Source organism: Streptomyces sp. NPDC102514 (genome assembly GCF_055584525.1).
On the sequence record NZ_JBVJLW010000029.1, the window covers coordinates 34,954 to 51,289 of the forward strand.

At 73.7% G+C, this 16,336-nt stretch carries 15 protein-coding genes; 11 read left to right on the forward strand and 4 right to left on the reverse strand.

Translation table 11 applies throughout. The features are described from left to right. The first annotated feature begins 98 nt into the window (after positions 1 to 98). The 9 genes from ACZ60E_RS42545 to der all read left to right on the forward strand — a co-directional run bounded on the left by ACZ60E_RS42545 (position 99) and on the right by der (position 8,622). Positions 99 to 1,097, forward strand: a complete 999-nt coding sequence (locus ACZ60E_RS42545; RefSeq protein WP_469447630.1) for a serine/threonine-protein kinase — start codon at positions 99 to 101, stop codon at positions 1,095 to 1,097. Next, positions 1,084 to 1,542 carry a hypothetical protein gene (locus tag ACZ60E_RS42550; RefSeq protein WP_453793704.1) on the forward strand — a complete coding sequence of 153 codons (459 nt, stop codon included), beginning with the start codon at positions 1,084 to 1,086 and terminating at the stop codon, positions 1,540 to 1,542. Before ACZ60E_RS42545 ends, ACZ60E_RS42550 begins: the two co-directional genes overlap by 14 nt. Positions 1,543 to 1,708: 166 nt before the next feature. Beyond that, positions 1,709 to 2,212, forward strand: a complete 504-nt coding sequence (locus tag ACZ60E_RS42555; protein WP_469447633.1) for a hypothetical protein — start codon at positions 1,709 to 1,711, stop codon at positions 2,210 to 2,212. Between the two features lie 61 nt (positions 2,213 to 2,273). Continuing rightward, positions 2,274 to 3,038 carry a vWA domain-containing protein gene (locus ACZ60E_RS42560; protein ID WP_384811616.1) on the forward strand — a complete coding sequence of 255 codons (765 nt, stop codon included), beginning with the start codon at positions 2,274 to 2,276 and terminating at the stop codon, positions 3,036 to 3,038. A gap of 80 nt (positions 3,039 to 3,118) precedes the next feature. Beyond that, entirely contained in the window at positions 3,119 to 3,931 is an 813-nt protein-coding gene (locus tag ACZ60E_RS42565; protein ID WP_469447634.1) for a PP2C family serine/threonine-protein phosphatase, read from the forward strand. A gap of 91 nt (positions 3,932 to 4,022) precedes the next feature. Then, entirely contained in the window at positions 4,023 to 5,354 is a 1,332-nt protein-coding gene (locus ACZ60E_RS42570) for a hypothetical protein (protein WP_469447635.1), read from the forward strand. Between the two features lie 194 nt (positions 5,355 to 5,548). After that, positions 5,549 to 6,244 carry a (d)CMP kinase gene (gene cmk, locus ACZ60E_RS42575; protein WP_469447637.1) on the forward strand — a complete coding sequence of 232 codons (696 nt, stop codon included), beginning with the start codon at positions 5,549 to 5,551 and terminating at the stop codon, positions 6,242 to 6,244. Further along, positions 6,202 to 6,909: a lysophospholipid acyltransferase family protein gene (locus ACZ60E_RS42580; RefSeq protein WP_469447639.1), complete on the forward strand. Its 708-nt coding sequence runs from the start codon at positions 6,202 to 6,204 to the stop codon at positions 6,907 to 6,909. The genes cmk and ACZ60E_RS42580 overlap by 43 nt, the downstream gene beginning before the upstream one ends. A gap of 243 nt (positions 6,910 to 7,152) precedes the next feature. Further along, entirely contained in the window at positions 7,153 to 8,622 is a 1,470-nt protein-coding gene (gene der, locus ACZ60E_RS42585) for a ribosome biogenesis GTPase Der (protein WP_384811605.1), read from the forward strand. An 86-nt stretch (positions 8,623 to 8,708) separates the two neighbouring features. Here der and ACZ60E_RS42590 read toward each other — a convergent pair whose 3' ends face one another. Both ACZ60E_RS42590 and ACZ60E_RS42595 read right to left on the reverse strand, forming a co-directional pair. Continuing rightward, positions 8,709 to 9,134 (reverse strand): hypothetical protein, encoded by a 426-nt coding sequence (locus ACZ60E_RS42590; protein ID WP_469447641.1) that lies wholly within the window; start codon positions 9,132 to 9,134, stop codon positions 8,709 to 8,711. 180 nt (positions 9,135 to 9,314) lie between these two features. After that, a complete protein-coding gene (locus ACZ60E_RS42595) occupies positions 9,315 to 10,091 on the reverse strand; it encodes a hypothetical protein (protein WP_384811599.1) in 777 nt (258 codons plus the stop codon). Positions 10,092 to 10,625: 534 nt separating this feature from the next. Here ACZ60E_RS42595 and ACZ60E_RS42600 point away from each other — a divergent pair. Both ACZ60E_RS42600 and ACZ60E_RS42605 read left to right on the forward strand, forming a co-directional pair. Next, positions 10,626 to 11,279, forward strand: coding sequence for a LysM peptidoglycan-binding domain-containing protein (locus ACZ60E_RS42600; RefSeq protein WP_469447643.1), 654 nt, complete (start codon positions 10,626 to 10,628; stop codon positions 11,277 to 11,279). 215 nt (positions 11,280 to 11,494) lie between these two features. Then, on the forward strand, positions 11,495 to 12,289 hold the full coding sequence (locus ACZ60E_RS42605) for a LysM peptidoglycan-binding domain-containing protein (protein WP_469447645.1): 795 nt from the start codon (positions 11,495 to 11,497) through the stop codon (positions 12,287 to 12,289). Here the strand turns inward: ACZ60E_RS42605 and ACZ60E_RS42610 are convergent. Next, positions 12,231 to 12,911 (reverse strand): ATP-binding cassette domain-containing protein, encoded by a 681-nt coding sequence (locus ACZ60E_RS42610; RefSeq protein ID WP_453793711.1) that lies wholly within the window; start codon positions 12,909 to 12,911, stop codon positions 12,231 to 12,233. The genes ACZ60E_RS42605 and ACZ60E_RS42610 overlap by 59 nt on opposite strands. Beyond that, positions 12,908 to 16,330, reverse strand: coding sequence for a branched-chain amino acid ABC transporter permease/ATP-binding protein (locus ACZ60E_RS42615; protein WP_469447647.1), 3,423 nt, complete (start codon positions 16,328 to 16,330; stop codon positions 12,908 to 12,910). The genes ACZ60E_RS42610 and ACZ60E_RS42615 overlap by 4 nt, the downstream gene beginning before the upstream one ends. Positions 16,331 to 16,336: the final 6 nt, after the last annotated feature.

Sequence of the window (16,336 nt, forward strand, 5' to 3'; positions counted from 1 at the left end):
TTCCCCGTGGGGAGGTTCGGGGCACACTCGGTATCGCTGCGTTTCTCTACGTTGCTCTACGTGTCTCCGCGTAACTCCGCGCGAATGAGGTGGGCCGTGTGCGGACGCCGGTCAGTGATCCCCTGCGGGTGGGGGTGTATCGCATCGTGGGGCGGCTCGGATCGGGTGGCATGGGGTGGGTGTATCTCGCCCGGTCGCCCGGCGGGCGGGCCGTCGCCGTCAAGGTGGTGCGGCCGGAGTACGCGGCCGACCCGGAGTTCCGGCAGCGGTTCGCGCGCGAGGTGACGGCCGCACGGGCCGTCGGCGGCGCCTTCACCGCGGCCGTCGTCGACGCGGACCCCGAGGGCGACCCGCCCTGGCTGGCCACCGTGTACGTGCCCGGCCCCGCCCTCTCGGAGGCCGTCCGTGCCGCGGGCCCCTTCACCGATACGCAGGTACGCGTCCTGGGCGCGGGCCTGGTCGAGGCGCTCCAGGCCATCCACGCGGGCCGGCTCGTGCACCGGGACCTCAAGCCCGCCAACGTCCTGCTGGCCGCCGACGGACCCCGCGTCATCGACTTCGGCATCTCCCTGCTGTCCGGGGCGCCCAAGCTCACCAAACCCGGCATCACCATGGGCACCCCCCACTACATGTCGCCGGAGCAGCTGATGGCCCGGCCGGTCGGCCCACCGAGCGATGTCTTCTCGCTGGCCGGCGTGCTCGTCTACGCGGCGACCGGCCACCCGCCCTTCGGGGACGCCGCCGATGTGATCTACCGGGTCGTCGACGGCTCACCCGACCTGGACGACGTACCGGCCGCACTGCACGCCACCCTCACCCGCTGCTTCGCCCGGCAGCCCGAGGAGCGGCCCGGCCTCGACGTCCTGCTGGGCGAGTTCCTCACCGGTGTGGGGGACGCCGCGGACTGGCCGCCGCCCGCCGAGGCCGTACGGGACCGCGTCAAGGACCTCGCCGTCCGCGTCGAGCCGGGGCAGGGCCGGGACCGCGGGCTCACCCCGAGCGTGCCCTCCTGTCTGCTGCTGCACGCGCAGGCGCTGCTCGACGCCGGGCTGACCGCCACCATGGTCAGGGAGGCGGCACGCCGTGGCGCACGCTGACGCCGCCTTCGGCCCCCTCCCCGAAGTGGGCGCCCACTGGCGGCGGCTGGTGGAGAACTGGGCCGGCCGCAGCAACGCCGGATCGGCCGTGTCGGATTCCACTTCCGTCACTCTGGAATTCGCCGTTCCCGAAACGGGCGGCGTGGTCACCATTCGTTTCATGACCACCAGAAAACTGCTCGTCGCCTTCATGACGGACGGTCATGTCCTACGGGAGGATCAGCTGGCTCCGGCCGCCGCCGCGGCGAATGCGTGGAATACCGAACAGCTGATCCCCATGCTCTCCGTCTGGGACGTCCGCGGCCCCCGCCCCTGCCTCGCCGGAGTCTGCGTCCTCCCGCTCACCAGCCGTATGAGCCCCCACGACTTCGAGCAACTGGCCGGTGACTGGGCGGAACACGCGCGGCAGATGTTCACCAGGTGCCAGGAGGTGTTCCGCCTCTAGAAAAAGGGGTTCATAAGACGGCTGCGAAATGTCCCGACGGCTATCCGGCAGGCCGATGTTCGCCTCTAATATGCGATGTGCTTTCCCGCTCCCGAACGGGGTGTCAAACGGGACGACGGACGGGACGGCGGACGGGGGTGTCATGAGTCGCGGAATCATGCTGTCGATGTCTGCCGACGTGGCCGCCGGGCATGCCGTGACCGCCGCGGCGGTCGAGCGGCGCACGCTGGTCTGGCTCGCCGTCGGAGCGGCCACCGCCCTCGCCCTCCTTCTCGCCCTGCTCGTCCTCGCCGTACGCCGCACCCGGGTGAACCCCGTCCCCGCCGCGGCCGGACCCGACCCGGCCCGGGGCCCCCGCCACCGCGGCGAGCCCCGGCCCCTGCCGCTCCTGCGCAGGCACCGGCATTGGCCTCGGCAGCGCGAAGCCGAGGCACCGCGCCGGACGGCCACCGTGCGCACCGGGCTGCACCCGCAGGGGTACGTCGAGCTGGACCACTGTCTCCACCGGGCCGAGTGGACCGACTCCGGCAGCCCGCCGCCCGCACCCGGCAGCCCGGTCGACGTGACGGACCCCGCGCGGGCGGGTCCCGAGGGGGCCTCCGGACCCGCGGAGGTCCTGCTCGCCGTCCCGTGCCACCACCGGCCGCCGGCCACGGACGAGCACGACTGACCGTTCGAACCGCCCGAACCGCCCGACCCACCTGCCTCGCGGAGAGACCAGCGGAGAGACCATGCGCAACGAACGGCAGCCCCGGACGCTCCCGGCGTCGTACGCGGACATCGAGTTCGAGAACAACGCACAGCGCCTGCCGCTGGTGCTCTGCCTCGACACCTCCAGCTCCATGACGGGCCCGCCCATCCAGACCCTCAACGACGCGCTGCACTCCTGGACCCGTGAACTCCACGACGACGTGAGCCTCAGCTACAGCGTCGAGGTCGCCGTCGTCACCTTCGGCGGACAGGGCGTGTGCGCCTGGAGAGGGGCGCAGCCGCTGCCCCCGCAGATCCCCGTGAGCCCCTTCGTACCGGCGCACGCGTTCCAGGCCCCGGTCCTGGCCGCCGCCGGGGTCACCCTGCTCACCGAGGCCCTCGAACTGGCCGTACGGATCGTCGCCGACCGCAAGGCCGAACTGCGCGCGGGCGGGCTGCAGTACTACCGCCCGCAGATCTGCCTGGTCACGGACGGCCTGCCCACCGACGGCACCGGCCGCTGGACCAACGCCTGGCAGCGCCTCGTACCGATGCTCACGGACGACCAGCAGGCCCGGAAGTACCGGCTGTACGCGATCGGCGTCGGCGACATCTCCGACATGGGCGAGCAGGTGCTCAAAGCCCTCGCGCCCGCCTTCAACGCCCGGCTGCACGGTTTCCCGTTCCGCGAGCTGCTCCAGATGATGTCGGCCAGCGCCAACGCCGAGCAGCGCGGCGCCGGGGACGAGGTCTTCGAGAAGATCTTCGCTCAGTTCAGGACGCAGCGCCCGGCCTGGGAGGCATGAATGGGAGGCATGAAAGGGATGGGCGACACGAGGGGGACAGGAGGCACGAGCGGGGTGGGAGAGGCGAGCGGGGTGGTGGTGTGAGTGAGCGCTGGCGGGTCCACGGGCTGAGTGTCGAGGGGTACCGGCACCGGCAGAGCGGTCTGCCGTGCCAGGACGCCTGGGGGCATGCCGACGCGGGGACCGCCACCGTTCTCGCCGTCGCGGACGGGGCGGGCAGCCGCAGCCGTTCCGACGAGGGGGCCCGGCTGGCGGTCGACCTGGCCACCGAGCGCTTCGCCCGCCGGGCCGCCCGGCACTGCCCGCCCGGCGAGGCCGTCCACACCCTGCTGACGGACGCGTTCCGCGAGGTCTGCGAGGAGTTCCTGCTCCGCACCGGGGGAGAGGCGTACGACTTCGCCACCACCCTCACCGTGGTGGTCCTCACCCCCGCCTGGCTCGGTCATCTCTCGGTCGGCGACGGGTTCGTCGTCCTGCGGGCGGGCCGCACCGGTGACGGGGAGCGGCAGTTCCATCTGCTGCCGCGGCCCGCCGCCGTCAGCGAGTACAGCAACGAGACCGTCTTCCTCACCTCGCCCGGGGCCGAGGACCGGCTGAGCACCGCCTGCGTACGCGACGACGGTGTCGACGGAGTCCTCCTGTCCACCGACGGGCTCGCCCAGGCCGCGCTCGGCGGCCGGCCGCCGGTGCCCAACGCCTCCTTCACCTCGGCCGTCCTGCGGTCCCTGGACACACCGGGCGACGACCCCGAGGGGGACGAGGACGACCTGGCGGCCCTGCTGCGCTCCGACCGGCTGACCGCCCTCAACGCCGACGACAAGACACTGCTCCGGGCGGTCAGAACGGCCGGGACCGTCAGAACCGCCAGGACCGTCAGGACGGCCGGCGCATGAGCCGCGGCGGCGGCCGGGACTCCGGTGATCGGGGCGGCGGTCAGGACTCCGGTCGTCGGGGTGCCGGCCGGGACTCGACGGGGCCCGGCCCATGACGGCCCCGACAGGACAGCGAGTCCTCCTCGACGGACGGCGGGTGACGCTCGGCCCGCGGCCCCTCAAAGGAGGCGGACAGGCGGCCGTCTACCCCGTCGCCGACCACGGGCAGATCGTGGTGAAGCTCTACCGCGAGCCGCCCGGCGCGGAACAGGAGCGCCGCCTGGAACGCATGCTGACCCTGACCCCGCTCGGCGGTCGCCCCATCGGTCCCGGCCAGCCGCCGGAACTGGCCTGGCCCACGGCGGTGGCCCGGGGCACCGAGGGCGAGTTCCTCGGCTACGCGATGCGCCGGTTCGGCGAGCCGGGGCACGTCCAGCTCGTCGGCCTCTTCACCCGCGCCCAGCGACTGCGGCTGTTCCCCGAGCGCACCGACTGGCGGTTCATGCTCGGCGTCGGCTGGAACCTCGCCTTCATGACCGCCCGGATGCACTACGAGGGTCTGGTCGTCGGCGACTTCTCCAGCAACAACGTGGTCGTCGACGCCAACGGCTTCGTGACCTTCCTCGACTGCGACTCCATCGCCTTCACCGATCCGGCGACGCACGAGGAGTTCCCCTGTCTGATGCAGACCGCCGACTACGCCGCCCCGGAACGGCTGGCGGGCGGACCCGCGACCCGGCAGAGCGACGACTTCGCCCTCGCCGTGCTGATCTACCAGCTCCTGACCGCCGGGAACCATCCCTTCGGAGGCGTGCCGCGGGACAGCGAGTCCGAGACGACGGTCAAGGACAACATCGCGGCCAGCCGCTCCTACGTCGCCGCACCCGGCTGCGTGATCGTCCCGCGCGGTGTCGTCGACCCGACGATCCTGCCGCCCGCGCTGCTCGCCCTCGCCCGCCGCGCCTTCGGGCCCGGGGTCACCGACCCGTCCGTCCGGCCCCAGGCCCAGGAATGGCTGCGTGCCCTGGACGAGGAACGCCGCCTGGCCCGGGTCTGCCCGGACCGGCCGCGGCACAGCCACGGCTCGCATCTGACCGCCTGCCCCTGGTGCGCGCGGGCCGCGGTCACGGGGCACGACGTGTTCAACGACACCCCGCCGACCGCACCGACCACACCGACCGCGCCGGACCCGTCGGCCGCCGCGGCCGTCTCGGGGCATACGAAACAGATGCAACTGATGCAGCAGCCGATGCGGCAGCCGGGGCAGCCGACGGGGCCGGCGCGGCAGAGGCGGCAGAAGCGGCGGAGGGAACAGGCGGGGCCGCCGTCGCACCAGGCGCCGACCTGGCTGCCGGACACCGCACGGCCCCTCGCCGTGGGGTTGACGATCCTGGTGGCGGTCCTGGTCCTGGTGATCGTCGTGAACCTGGTGCAGGGACGGTGACGGAGGCGATGAGGAGAGGGAGACGAAGGCGGTGACGGAGACGGTGGCAGCGACGGTGACGGAGACGGCGGTGGGGGCCCGGGCCGGGGCGCCGCGGGGTCCGTAAGCCGGGGCCCGGGGAGCCAGTAACCTTGTTCGGGGCGCGCTCGTGCCCGAACCAGCCAGTACCCCGTACCAGGAAGGTGTCCGCACCCGTGGAATCCACCGACGCCCGGACCGCCCCGGCCGTGATTGTCGCCATCGACGGTCCCTCCGGCACCGGCAAGTCGAGCACCTCGAAGGCCGTCGCGGCACAGCTCGGCCTGAGCTACCTGGACACGGGCGCCCAGTACCGGGCGATCACCTGGTGGATGGTGAACAACGGCATCGACGTCGCCGACCCCTCCTCCGTCGCGGACGCGGCCGGCAAGCCCGACATCGTGTCCGGTACGGACCCCTCGGCGCCCGCCATCACGGTCGACGGCACGGATGTCGCGGGCCCCATCCGCACCCAGGAGGTCACCTCGAAGGTCAGCGCGGTCAGCGCCGTCCCCGAGGTGCGCGCCCGGATCACCGAGCTGCAGCGCTCGATCGCCTCGGCGGCCGGACAGGGCATCGTCGTCGAGGGCCGGGACATCGGTACGACCGTGCTGCCCGACGCCGACCTCAAGATCTTCCTCACCGCCTCGCCGGAGGCCCGCGCCGCCCGCCGCAGCGGTGAGCTGAAGGGCGCCGACGTCGCCGCCACCCGCGAGGCCCTCATCAAGCGGGACACCGCCGACTCCACCCGTAAGACCTCCCCGCTCGCGAAGGCGGACGACGCGGTCGAGGTGGACACCTCCGACCTCACGCTCCAGCAGGTCATCGAGTGCGTCGTCACCCTCGTCGAGGAGAAGCGGGCCGCGAAGTGAGCGAAGCCCGGAACCCAGCGGACACTGCCCCGACGGCCCGGCGGGCCGACGTCGGCCGCCGTATCGGCGTCGGCCTGATGTACGGACTGTGGAAGCCGCGCGTCCTGGGGGCCTGGCGGGTTCCGGCGACCGGCCCGGCGATCCTCGCCGTCAACCACTCCCACATGATCGACGGCCCGATGGTCATGGGTGTGGCACCCCGGCCCACGCACTTCCTGATCAAGAAGGAGGCGTTCGTCGGCCCGCTGGACCCCTTCCTGCTCGCCATCGGGCAGGTCAAGGTGGACCGCACGGTCGCCGACCGCACCGCGATCACCCGGGCGCTGGGCGTCCTGGACGACGGCGGCGTCCTCGGGATCTTCCCCGAGGGCACCCGTGGCGAGGGGGACTTCGCCTCGCTGCGGGCCGGGCTCTCCTACTTCGCGGTCCGCAGCGGGGCCCCGATCGTGCCGGTCGCCGTCCTGGGGAGCACCGATCGCAGCGGACGGCTGATAAAGCAGCTGCCCCCGCTGCGCAGCCGGGTCGACGTCGTCTTCGGCGACCCCTTCGAGGCAGGCGACGGCAGCGGACGGCGGACGCGCAAGGCGCTCGACGAGGCGACCGTGCGCATCCAGAAGCAGCTCTCCGCGCACCTGGAAAACGCCAGGCGCCTCACCGGGCGCTAGGGGTCGGTCGGGCGTGCTCCGCAGCGTCGCGGGGCCTGGCACGCACGCTCGCCGCGTTGCCGGAATACCCTAGTAGCTCCGCTACGAGGGCATCCCGGCGCCTTACGATCGCACGCACCAGGCCCCGCTCCTTCTTCTGCGGAGCACGCCCGACCGACCCCAGTAACACTTGAGTACTTGAGTAGTGGATCGTCCGATACGGGCGGTTCCACCGATCACCACGATGAACGAGGTACGGACTTCATGAACGACCAGATCCAGCCCGACGGCTCGGAGCACGAGCACGGGGCGCTTGGCGATGCCGAGTACGCGGAGTTCATGGAGCTCGCCGCGGAAGAGGGCTTCGACGCCGAGGACATCGAGGGCGCGATCGAGGCGGCGGGCCACGGCCCGCTCCCGGTCCTCGCCGTCGTCGGCCGGCCGAACGTCGGCAAGTCGACCCTGGTGAACCGCATCATCGGCCGCCGCGAGGCCGTCGTCGAGGACAAGCCGGGCGTCACCCGCGACCGCGTCACGTACGACGCGGAGTGGGCGGGCCGCCGCTTCAAGCTCGTCGACACCGGCGGCTGGGAGCAGGACGTCCTCGGCATCGACGCGTCCGTGGCCGCGCAGGCCGAGTTCGCCATCGAGGCGGCCGACGCGGTCGTCTTCGTCGTCGACGCCAAGGTCGGCGCCACCGACACCGACGAGGCCGTCGTGCGACTGCTGCGCAAGGCGGGCAAGCCCGTCGTGCTCTGCGCCAACAAGGTCGACGGCCTGAGCGGCGAGGCCGACGCCTCGTACCTCTGGTCGCTGGGTCTCGGCGAGCCGCACCCCGTCTCGGCGCTGCACGGCCGCGGCACCGGCGACATGCTCGACGCCGTCCTGGAGGCGCTGCCCGAGGCGCCCGCGCAGACCTTCGGCATCGCGGTCGGCGGCCCCCGCCGCATCGCGCTCATCGGCCGCCCGAACGTCGGCAAGTCGTCGCTGCTCAACAAGGTGGCCGGCGAGGACCGCGTGGTCGTCAACGAGGTCGCCGGCACCACCCGCGACCCGGTCGACGAGCTGATCGAGCTGGGCGGTGTCACCTGGAAGTTCGTCGACACGGCCGGTATCCGCAAGCGCGTCCACCTCCAGCAGGGCGCCGACTACTACGCCTCGCTGCGTACCGCCGCCGCCGTCGAGAAGGCGGAGGTCTCGGTCATCCTGCTGGACGCCAGCGAGAACATCAGCGTCCAGGACCAGCGCATCGTGACGATGGCCGTCGAGGCGGGCCGCGCGATCGTCCTGGCCTTCAACAAGTGGGACACCCTCGACGAGGAGCGCCGCTACTACCTGGAGCGGGAGATCGAGACCGAGCTCCTCCAGGTGGCGTGGGCGCCGCGGGTCAACGTCTCGGCGCGTACGGGCCGTCACATGGAGAAGCTGGTCCCGGCGATCGAGGCGGCGCTGGCGGGCTGGGAGGCGCGTGTCCCGACGGGCCGCCTGAACGCCTTCCTGGGCGAGCTGGTCGCCGCCCACCCGCACCCGATCCGGGGCGGCAAGCAGCCGCGCATCCTCTTCGGCACGCAGGCGGGCACCAAGCCGCCGCGGTTCGTGCTCTTCTCCTCGGGCTTCATCGAGCACGGCTACCGCCGGTTCGTGGAGCGCCGCCTGCGTGAGGAGTTCGGCTTCGAGGGCACGCCGATCCACATCTCGGTGCGGGTGCGCGAGAAGCGCGGCAAGAAGAAGTAGCCGCCGCCGCGCGAGCGGTGTGCGTGAACATGGGAGAGGGCCCCCGCGTGAAGCAGGGGCCCTCTCCCGTTCCTGTTCAGCTCACGTCAGCGTTCCCTGCGCGGGCCGGGCGGCAGCGCCGCAGGGGTCAGGCCCGTGGAGTGCTGCCGTGCCGCCGGCTGCCAGACGGAGGTGACCGTCTGGCTCTGGTGCGTGGCCGCGTACCCCGCCTGGTGCTGCCCGGCGACCTGCCGCATGCCGTACACGGTCGGGGTGTACGTGCCTGAGCCGTACGAGCCGCTGCTGAGCAGACCGGCGTTGTGCAGTCCCGATCCGTGCAGACCTGACCCGTGCAGGCCCGCCCCGGGCAGCCCCGGTGCGTGCGGGCTGGTCCCGAAAGCCGTGAAGCCCAGCTCCTCCTCGCCCATGCGGTCACCCGGCAGGGCCCGGAAGGTCCTGAGGTACTCCGCGTAGAGCGCGTCGTAGATCGGGGTGGCCGAAGAGCTGCCCGTGGCGTCCCGGGCCGGCCGCATGGCCGGGATCGGTGACGAGTGGGGCAGGCGGCGGGGGGTGTCGTAGGTGTACACGTACGTGCCAACGACCCCGCCGCCCTTCGGATGCGGCCGACAGCCCGCTTTCGCAGGTCACAGCGCTGCCGGTCGCATACCGGTCCGCTACCGTCCGGTGCGGGTCCGCTGCCGGGCCGGTGTCGGTCAGGTGCCGGCCAGGGGCATCGCGCTCGCCACCAGCCGGCCGCCCACCGCGGCCTTGTCGAGCGCGTCGCGCAGCAGGTCCTCGCGGGGCTGCCGGCCGATCGAGCCGACCGGGGCCGCGAACAGCAGCACCTGCTGGTGCTTGTTGGCGGCCGCCCGCCAGCTGTCGGTGACCTGGAGCGGCTGATGGGCCTGCCACCAGGCGACGGGCGAGCCGCCACTGCTGCTGGGCTGCAGGACCGCGTGCAGCTGGCCCACGGCGAGCAGCACGGACCAGCCGTGCAGCACGGGCGGCACCTCGGTGAGCCGGCTCACCGGCATGAAGCCCTGCTCGATGAGGAGCGGCAGGAAGTCGTCGCCGTCTCCTCCCGTCGTGCCCGGCCGGGCGATGCGCCCGGTCGGTTCGACGACGAGCGCGGGGTGCAGTTCGCCGCCCAGCAGGATCAGTCCGCTGGTGACGCCGAGGACGGCCTGCTCGGGCAGGGCCTCGGAGGGGCGCTCGTCCCCGGTGATGGACCGGACGGCGCCCTGCAACTGCTCCTCGGTCACCTGGACGACCTGCGAGGGCAGGCAGGTGGAGTGGGCGAACGCCAGGACGGCCGTCTCGTCGCCGATGAACAGGACGGTGCTGGTGCGCTCCTGTTCGGAGTCGCCCTGGGTGCGGCAGGACGTGCAGTCGTAACTGCCCGGGGCGTTCTCTCCGGCGAGCAGCCGGTCGGCTTCTTCGTCGCCGATCTCGGCGCGTACGTCGTCGCTGACGTCGAGCATGCGCGGCACGGGGGGCTCCTCGGGTGCGGTGCGTGTTGTGGCCGGGGGCTCCCGGTCCGTGAACCGGAAGGGTTCCCGGCTCATGAAGAAGACAACGGAGGATCTGTGGCGGGGGTCACGCCCCAGAGCGAACGGAATCGAACCATCCTGCGCACAGGGTGAACCCGGCGGCGGAATCCATCACTCCACGCCAACTCCCTTGATCAGTAGGGAAGTTGATCCGGTGACGTGAGTCACAGATCACCGGGGTCGATGGTCGACAAATCAGGAAATCCACGAATGAAGTGGGTGGCTCAAAATCGACGATACCTATGGTAACGGCGAACTGGCCTGGAATGACAAGGAGTTGGTTGATATCGGGCCTCTCCACTCTCTATATTGCTCCGCCGTGTGCAGCGAGCACCGCTCGGGTACGTCCGCCACCCGCACCACCGCAGCACGTCGCACCACCTCCGGCGGACGGGGCGGGTCGGGTCGACCGCGTCGAGACGCGGCGGTCCCGTACCGCCTCGGGGGACCCCGGGTCCTTCGAGAGGGAAATACATGTCCGAATGTGCCGACAACACCCGTAAGGCTCGTACGACCGCGGTTCTCGCCGGGGCGGCCCTGCTCGCCCCGCTCGGACTGCTCGCCGCGAACGGCAACGCCGCCGCGGCGGACGGTGGGGTGTGGGACCGCATCGCCCAGTGCGAGAGCGGCGGCAACTGGCACATCAACACCGGGAACGGCTACTACGGAGGGCTGCAGTTCTCCGCCGGCTCCTGGCGCGCGTACGGCGGTACGTCGTACGCGTCCACGGCCGACAAGGCCTCCAGGGCGCAGCAGATCGCTGTCGCCACGAAGGTGCAGCGTGCGCAGGGGTGGGGCGCGTGGCCCACCTGCGCGGTGCGCGCGGGTGCGTCCGGGAGTGCTCCGGCGGGGGGCGCGACCGGGAAGGCCGCGCCTTCGAAGTCGCCGAAGTCGCCGAAGTCGTCGAAACCGTCTACATCGTCGAAGTCGGCGAAGGCGGTGGAGCGATCTGTGGGGCATACCGGGCGCGGCTCGGCTCGTGGTGGGTACACCGTTCGCAGCGGTGACACGTTGAGTGGGATCGCGGCGCGGCACGGGACGACGTGGCAGCGCGTCTATGCCGCGAACCGGGCCGTCATCGGCGGGGATCCCGATGTCATCGTTCCCGGACAGCGGCTGAGGATCTGAGGGACTGGGTTCGGCTGCGGGCCGGTTGGGGGGGGGCGGGCCGCGCAGTTCCCCGCGCCCCTCAAAAGCTAGGGGCTGCGCCCCTGCTTTCGCCCTTCAGGGGCGCGGGGAACCGCGCGCTCAGCCCCCACCGGCCCGCAGCCGACCGGGTGGGTGCTCTTCGACCGTCCGCGCGGCTCGTGGAAGGCCGTCGCGGCCCCACCTAGCGTGGCCCGATGTCGATCAAGCGCATGCGGTACGCGGCCGTCGTCGCCGCGGTTCTGGCCCTGCCGGTCCCCGCGGCGGCGGCGGCACCACCGACCCCGGCGCCCGGCCCCGCGACGGCGGACCGGGCGCCGTACGCCTGTGCGAAGGACGGGTGGCCGTGGAGCTGCGTCGCCCAGTGCGAGAGCGGCGGCAACTGGCACATCAACACCGGGAACGGCTTCTACGGAGGGCTGCAGTTCTGGCAGCCCACCTGGCGGACGTTCGGCGGTCTCGCCTACGCCCGGCGGGCCGATCTGGCCACCCGCGACGAACAGATCAAGGTCGCGGAGGAAGTACTGCGCGTCCAGGGCTGGAAGGCGTGGCCCGTCTGTTCCAAGAGGTACGGGCTCACGGGCCGCGCGCATGTGGTGAGGCCGGGGGAGAGCCTTTCGTCGATCGCCCGGTCGTACCGCGTCAAGGGCGGGTGGAAGGCGCTCTACAAGCTCAACCGGCAGATGGTCGGCGCGCGTCCGGACCGCCTGAACGTCGGCACGATGCTGCGGCTTCCGAAGAGCGCGGGCCCTGGGCGGCGGCCCACTTCCCAGGCCGGGGGAGGGGGCGCACCCACGCCCGCCCCGAGCCGCCCGAGCCGCCCGAGCACTCCGACTCCGCCGGTCTCCTCGACCCAGCCGACTCAGCCGACCCAACCGGCCCAGCCGACTCCGCCGGTCCTTTCGGTTCCCTCGGCCGTTCCCTCCGTGCCGGTCACATCGGCTTCGCCGACCCTGGTGGACCCGTTGCCGTCTCCGTCGCCTCGCCGCTGAACACGACCGCGCCGCGCCGGAGTTCGTACACGATCGTCGTGCCGGCGCACAGGCCGGGCGGCAGCCGCTGTTCGGCCACGACCACGCAGGCGTCGAGGCCGCGCAGCAGCTCGTACGTGCGGGCCGCGACCGTCGGGGACATGCCCTGCGCGGGCTCGTCGACGAGGACCACGCGCGCGCGTGCCAGCAGGGCGCGGGAGAGGGCGAGCATGCGCTGCTCGCCCCCGGAGAGCGTGCCCGCTCTCCGGGGCAGCAGGGTGTCGAGCGGGGGGTAGGCGTCGAGGGCGGGCGAGAGGGGGCGCCCGGCGGCGGCCAGTTCGAGGTTCTCGCGGACCGTGAGCGAGGCGAACACCGCACGGCGGTCCGGGACGAGGCACAGGCCCCGGCGGGCCCGTTCGTACGCGGGCAGGCGCGTCACGTCGGCGCCGTCCCAGACCACGGCGCCGTGGGACAGGGGCAGGATGCCGGCCAGGGCGCGGAGCGCGGTCGTACGGCCCGAGCCGTTGCGGCCGAGCAGGACGGTGACGCCGGGGGCGGGCGCGTGCAGGGTGACGCCGTGCAGGGCCTCCAGCGGGCCGTAGCGCACGCGCGCGTGGCGCAGCGAGATCCCGGCCGCGCTCATCCGTCGAACCCGGCGTGCTCGTCCAGCCCGTCGAGTACGTGGTCGGCGGGGCCGGAGGCGACGACGCGGCCCGCGCTCATGACGTGCACGGTGTCGGCGAGGTCGGCCACCAGGTCGAGGTCGTGCTCGACGACGAGCAGGGTCGTTCCGTCGGCGGCGAGCGCGCGCAGCACGCGGGCCAGTGCCGCCACTTCGCCCGTGTCGAGCCCGGCGGCGGGTTCGTCGAGCAGCAGGACGCGGGGGCTTCCGGCGAGGGCGCGGGCGAGTTCGACGCGTCGCAGGGTCCCGGTGGGCAGGTCCGCGGCCGGCAGCGTCCGTACGGCCCCGTCGAGCCCGAGCAGCCGCAGGGACCGCTCCACCGCTCCCGGGTCCACGACACGCCCCTGCTCGGCGCCCACGCGGACGTTCTCGGCCACGGTCAGGGTCGGGAAGACGGCCAGTTGCTGGAACGTGCGGGCGATGCCGAGCCGTGTCCGCGCGTGGGCGGGCAGCCGGGTGATGTCCCGTTCGCCGAGCACGACCCTGCCCGACACCGGTCGGACGGTTCCGGCGAGACAGTGGAACAGCGTGCTCTTCCCGGCCCCGTTGGGCCCGACGACCGCGGTGACCCGACCGGCCGGAAGATCGAGGTCGACCCCGTCCAGAACGGCGAACCCACCGTAGGAAACGCGCAGTTCCCGAACCCGCAGAACGGGGAGACCGGGCGCCACGAGTCCGCCCCGGGAATGCATGGGCCCCGCGCCACGGACCCGGCCGCGCCTCTCCGCACCGGCCCCCGCGGCGCCACCGGAGCCGCCCGCGCCACCCGAGGGCGCCATCGCGGGCGGCCCCGAGGGCGTGCGCGGACCAGGGACCCGACCGGGCCCGGCCCGCTCGGCCGTGCGGGCGGTACGGGAATCGGGTTCGGGGCGGGCTGCATCAGGGGTGCGCTCGCCCCGGGCAGGGCCGGGCGCCGCACCGTCGCCGCGCCCGCCGGGGCGGGCATCGGCGGTTCCTCCGGAGGCTTCCGTGTCCGGTGCGGGCGGCGGCCCCGATGGCGTGCGCCGGCCGGGACCGGCCCCCTCCGCCGCGCGGGCCGTCGGCGGGGCCGCCCCGCCCCGGGGCGTCCCTGGTGCCGCCGGACTCGGGGCACCCGGGGGCGCCGGGGCGCGCTCGCCCGGGGCAGGGCCGGGCGCCTCATGACCGCCCACGCCAGGACGGGCACTGGTTGTCCCCCCGGGACCTCCCACGCCCGGCGCCCCCGAAGGCGCGCCCCCGCCGGACCCGGCCCGCTCCACCGTGCCGGACGGCCACCGTTCAGCGGATGCGTCGGCGCCGGACCCGTCCGTGTCGGATCCGTCCGTGCCGGACCCGACCCGCGGCACCGGTCGCCGCACCAACGGCCGCCCGCCCGCGCGAAAGCGCGGCGTGTCGGGGCCGCCGGACGGCCCCACCGCACGCCTCCCCGCCGGAGGCGCTCCCGCTGCGGACGGGCCCGCCGCGGGCGCCCCCACGACGGGCGCCCCGGCTGAGGGTGTCCCGGCCGCGGCGCCCGCCAGCCGCCCAGGCGCGTCCAAACCCCGTACCCGCACCGCTCGCCTCGCCGCGGCCCCCGCCGGGGTCAACGTCACCGCCCGGTGCCGGCGTAGGCTCAGGCGTTCGGTGGTCGTGCGCAAGGCCTCGTACGGGCCGCCGGGGAAGCGGCCGATCAGGATCGCCAGGAGGCCGATCGTCGCCGCTGCCACGCCGCCGCGCGTGCCCGCGTCGAGGCCCACCAGGAGTGCCGCCGCGAGCAGGGCGCCCAGTACGCTGTCCGCGCCGAGCACCACGATCGCGGCGAACCACAGCAGCCCGCGGACCGGGTCGTACGCCGCCGGGTCGAAGGCGCGTACGCCCATGCCGAGCATGCCGCCGCCCAGCGCGGCCAGTGCCGCGCCCGCCACGAAGGCCGTCAGTTTGAGGCGCGGGACGCGGACGCCCGCCGCCGACGCGCCTGCCTCGTGGTCCCGCATCGCGGCCAGGGCGCGGCCCGTACGGCCCCGGCGCAGTGCGTGGGCGGCCCACACCGCGCCCGTGAGGAGGACGAGTTCCAGTGCGTAGTACGCGCGGTCGCCCTCGAAGGCCGCCGGGCGGTCCAGCGTCAGGCCCGAGGTCGCGTACGGCTGGGCGAAGACGAAGCGGCTGACGCCGACGCCCACCGCGAAGGTCGCCAGGGCGAGGGACAGGCCGTGGCGGCGGATGGCGGGCCACCCCGTCAGCAGCCCGAGTGGCGCCACCAGCAGCACGGCGGTCAGGAGCGCGGCCGGTTCCGGGAGTTCGGGCAGGCCCGGGAAGCGGCCCGCCGCGAGCAGCGCGGTGAAGAGGGCGCCCAGACCCGCGTACGCGGCCTGGCCGAGGGAGATCTGGCCGCCGCGGCCCGTGACCACGACCAGGGAGAGAAGGACGACGCCCAGCGCCGGTACCTGGACCGCCGTGTGCAGGTCCGGGCCCGCGAAGCCCAGGGGGAGGAGGAACAGGACCGCCGCGACGACCCACGCGCCCGGTGGGGTCGGTACGCGGGCCGTCGCCGTGCGCGGGAGGGCGTCCCGGGCGCCGATCCCCGGCAGCACCAGGGCCGCGACCAGCAGGGCGACGACGAAGAGGTTCGCGCCGACCGCCTGGAGGAGGGGTTCGAGGCGGCCCCCGGGGTGCAGCCGGGTCAGGTGGCTCTGGGCGACGCCGATGCCCAGGGCCACCAGCACCGCCACCGGCAGGCTCCGCATCCGGGCGGCCACCGCGACCGCCACCACCTCCATCACCAGCAGGGGCATGCCGTACGGGTCCAGGCGTACGTACGGAGCCAGCAGCACCCCCGTCAGACCCGCGGTGAACGAGCCGAACGCCCAGCCCGCCGCGGCCACCCGGTCCGCGTCGACGCCGGTCAGCGCGGCGAGCGGGCGGTCGTCGACGACGGCCCGCAGTTCCCGGCCGAAGCGGGTCCGGCGGATCACCGCTCCCACCCCCGCGGCCAGGACGAGCGTCACCGCCAACTGCCCCCAGGGGTCCGCGGAGACGAGCGTCGGCGTGTCCGGGCGCGCACCCGGGCCCCAGAGGAGCGCCGCCCCGCCGACGAGGAGGACGAACACGCCGATGGACGCGACGAGGGTCTGCGCGGGGTCGCCGCCCAGGACGGCCAGGGGGCGGAAGACGAATCGTTCCAGCGCCACACCGATCGCCGGGGCCACCACGAGCAGGACGAGCGGCGCGGCGAGCGCGAGCGGCCAGTCCCCCTCCACGGTGAGCCCGCGCAGCAGATAGGCGCACACCATCGCGATCGCGCCGTGCGCGAAGTTGAGCACGCCGGTCGCCCGGTGGGTGACGACCAGTCCGATCCCGGTGAGCGCGGCGGCGCTGCCCACCGAGAGCCCGGCGAGCGTGAGGTCGTACGTCAGTGACGACATCGGTGA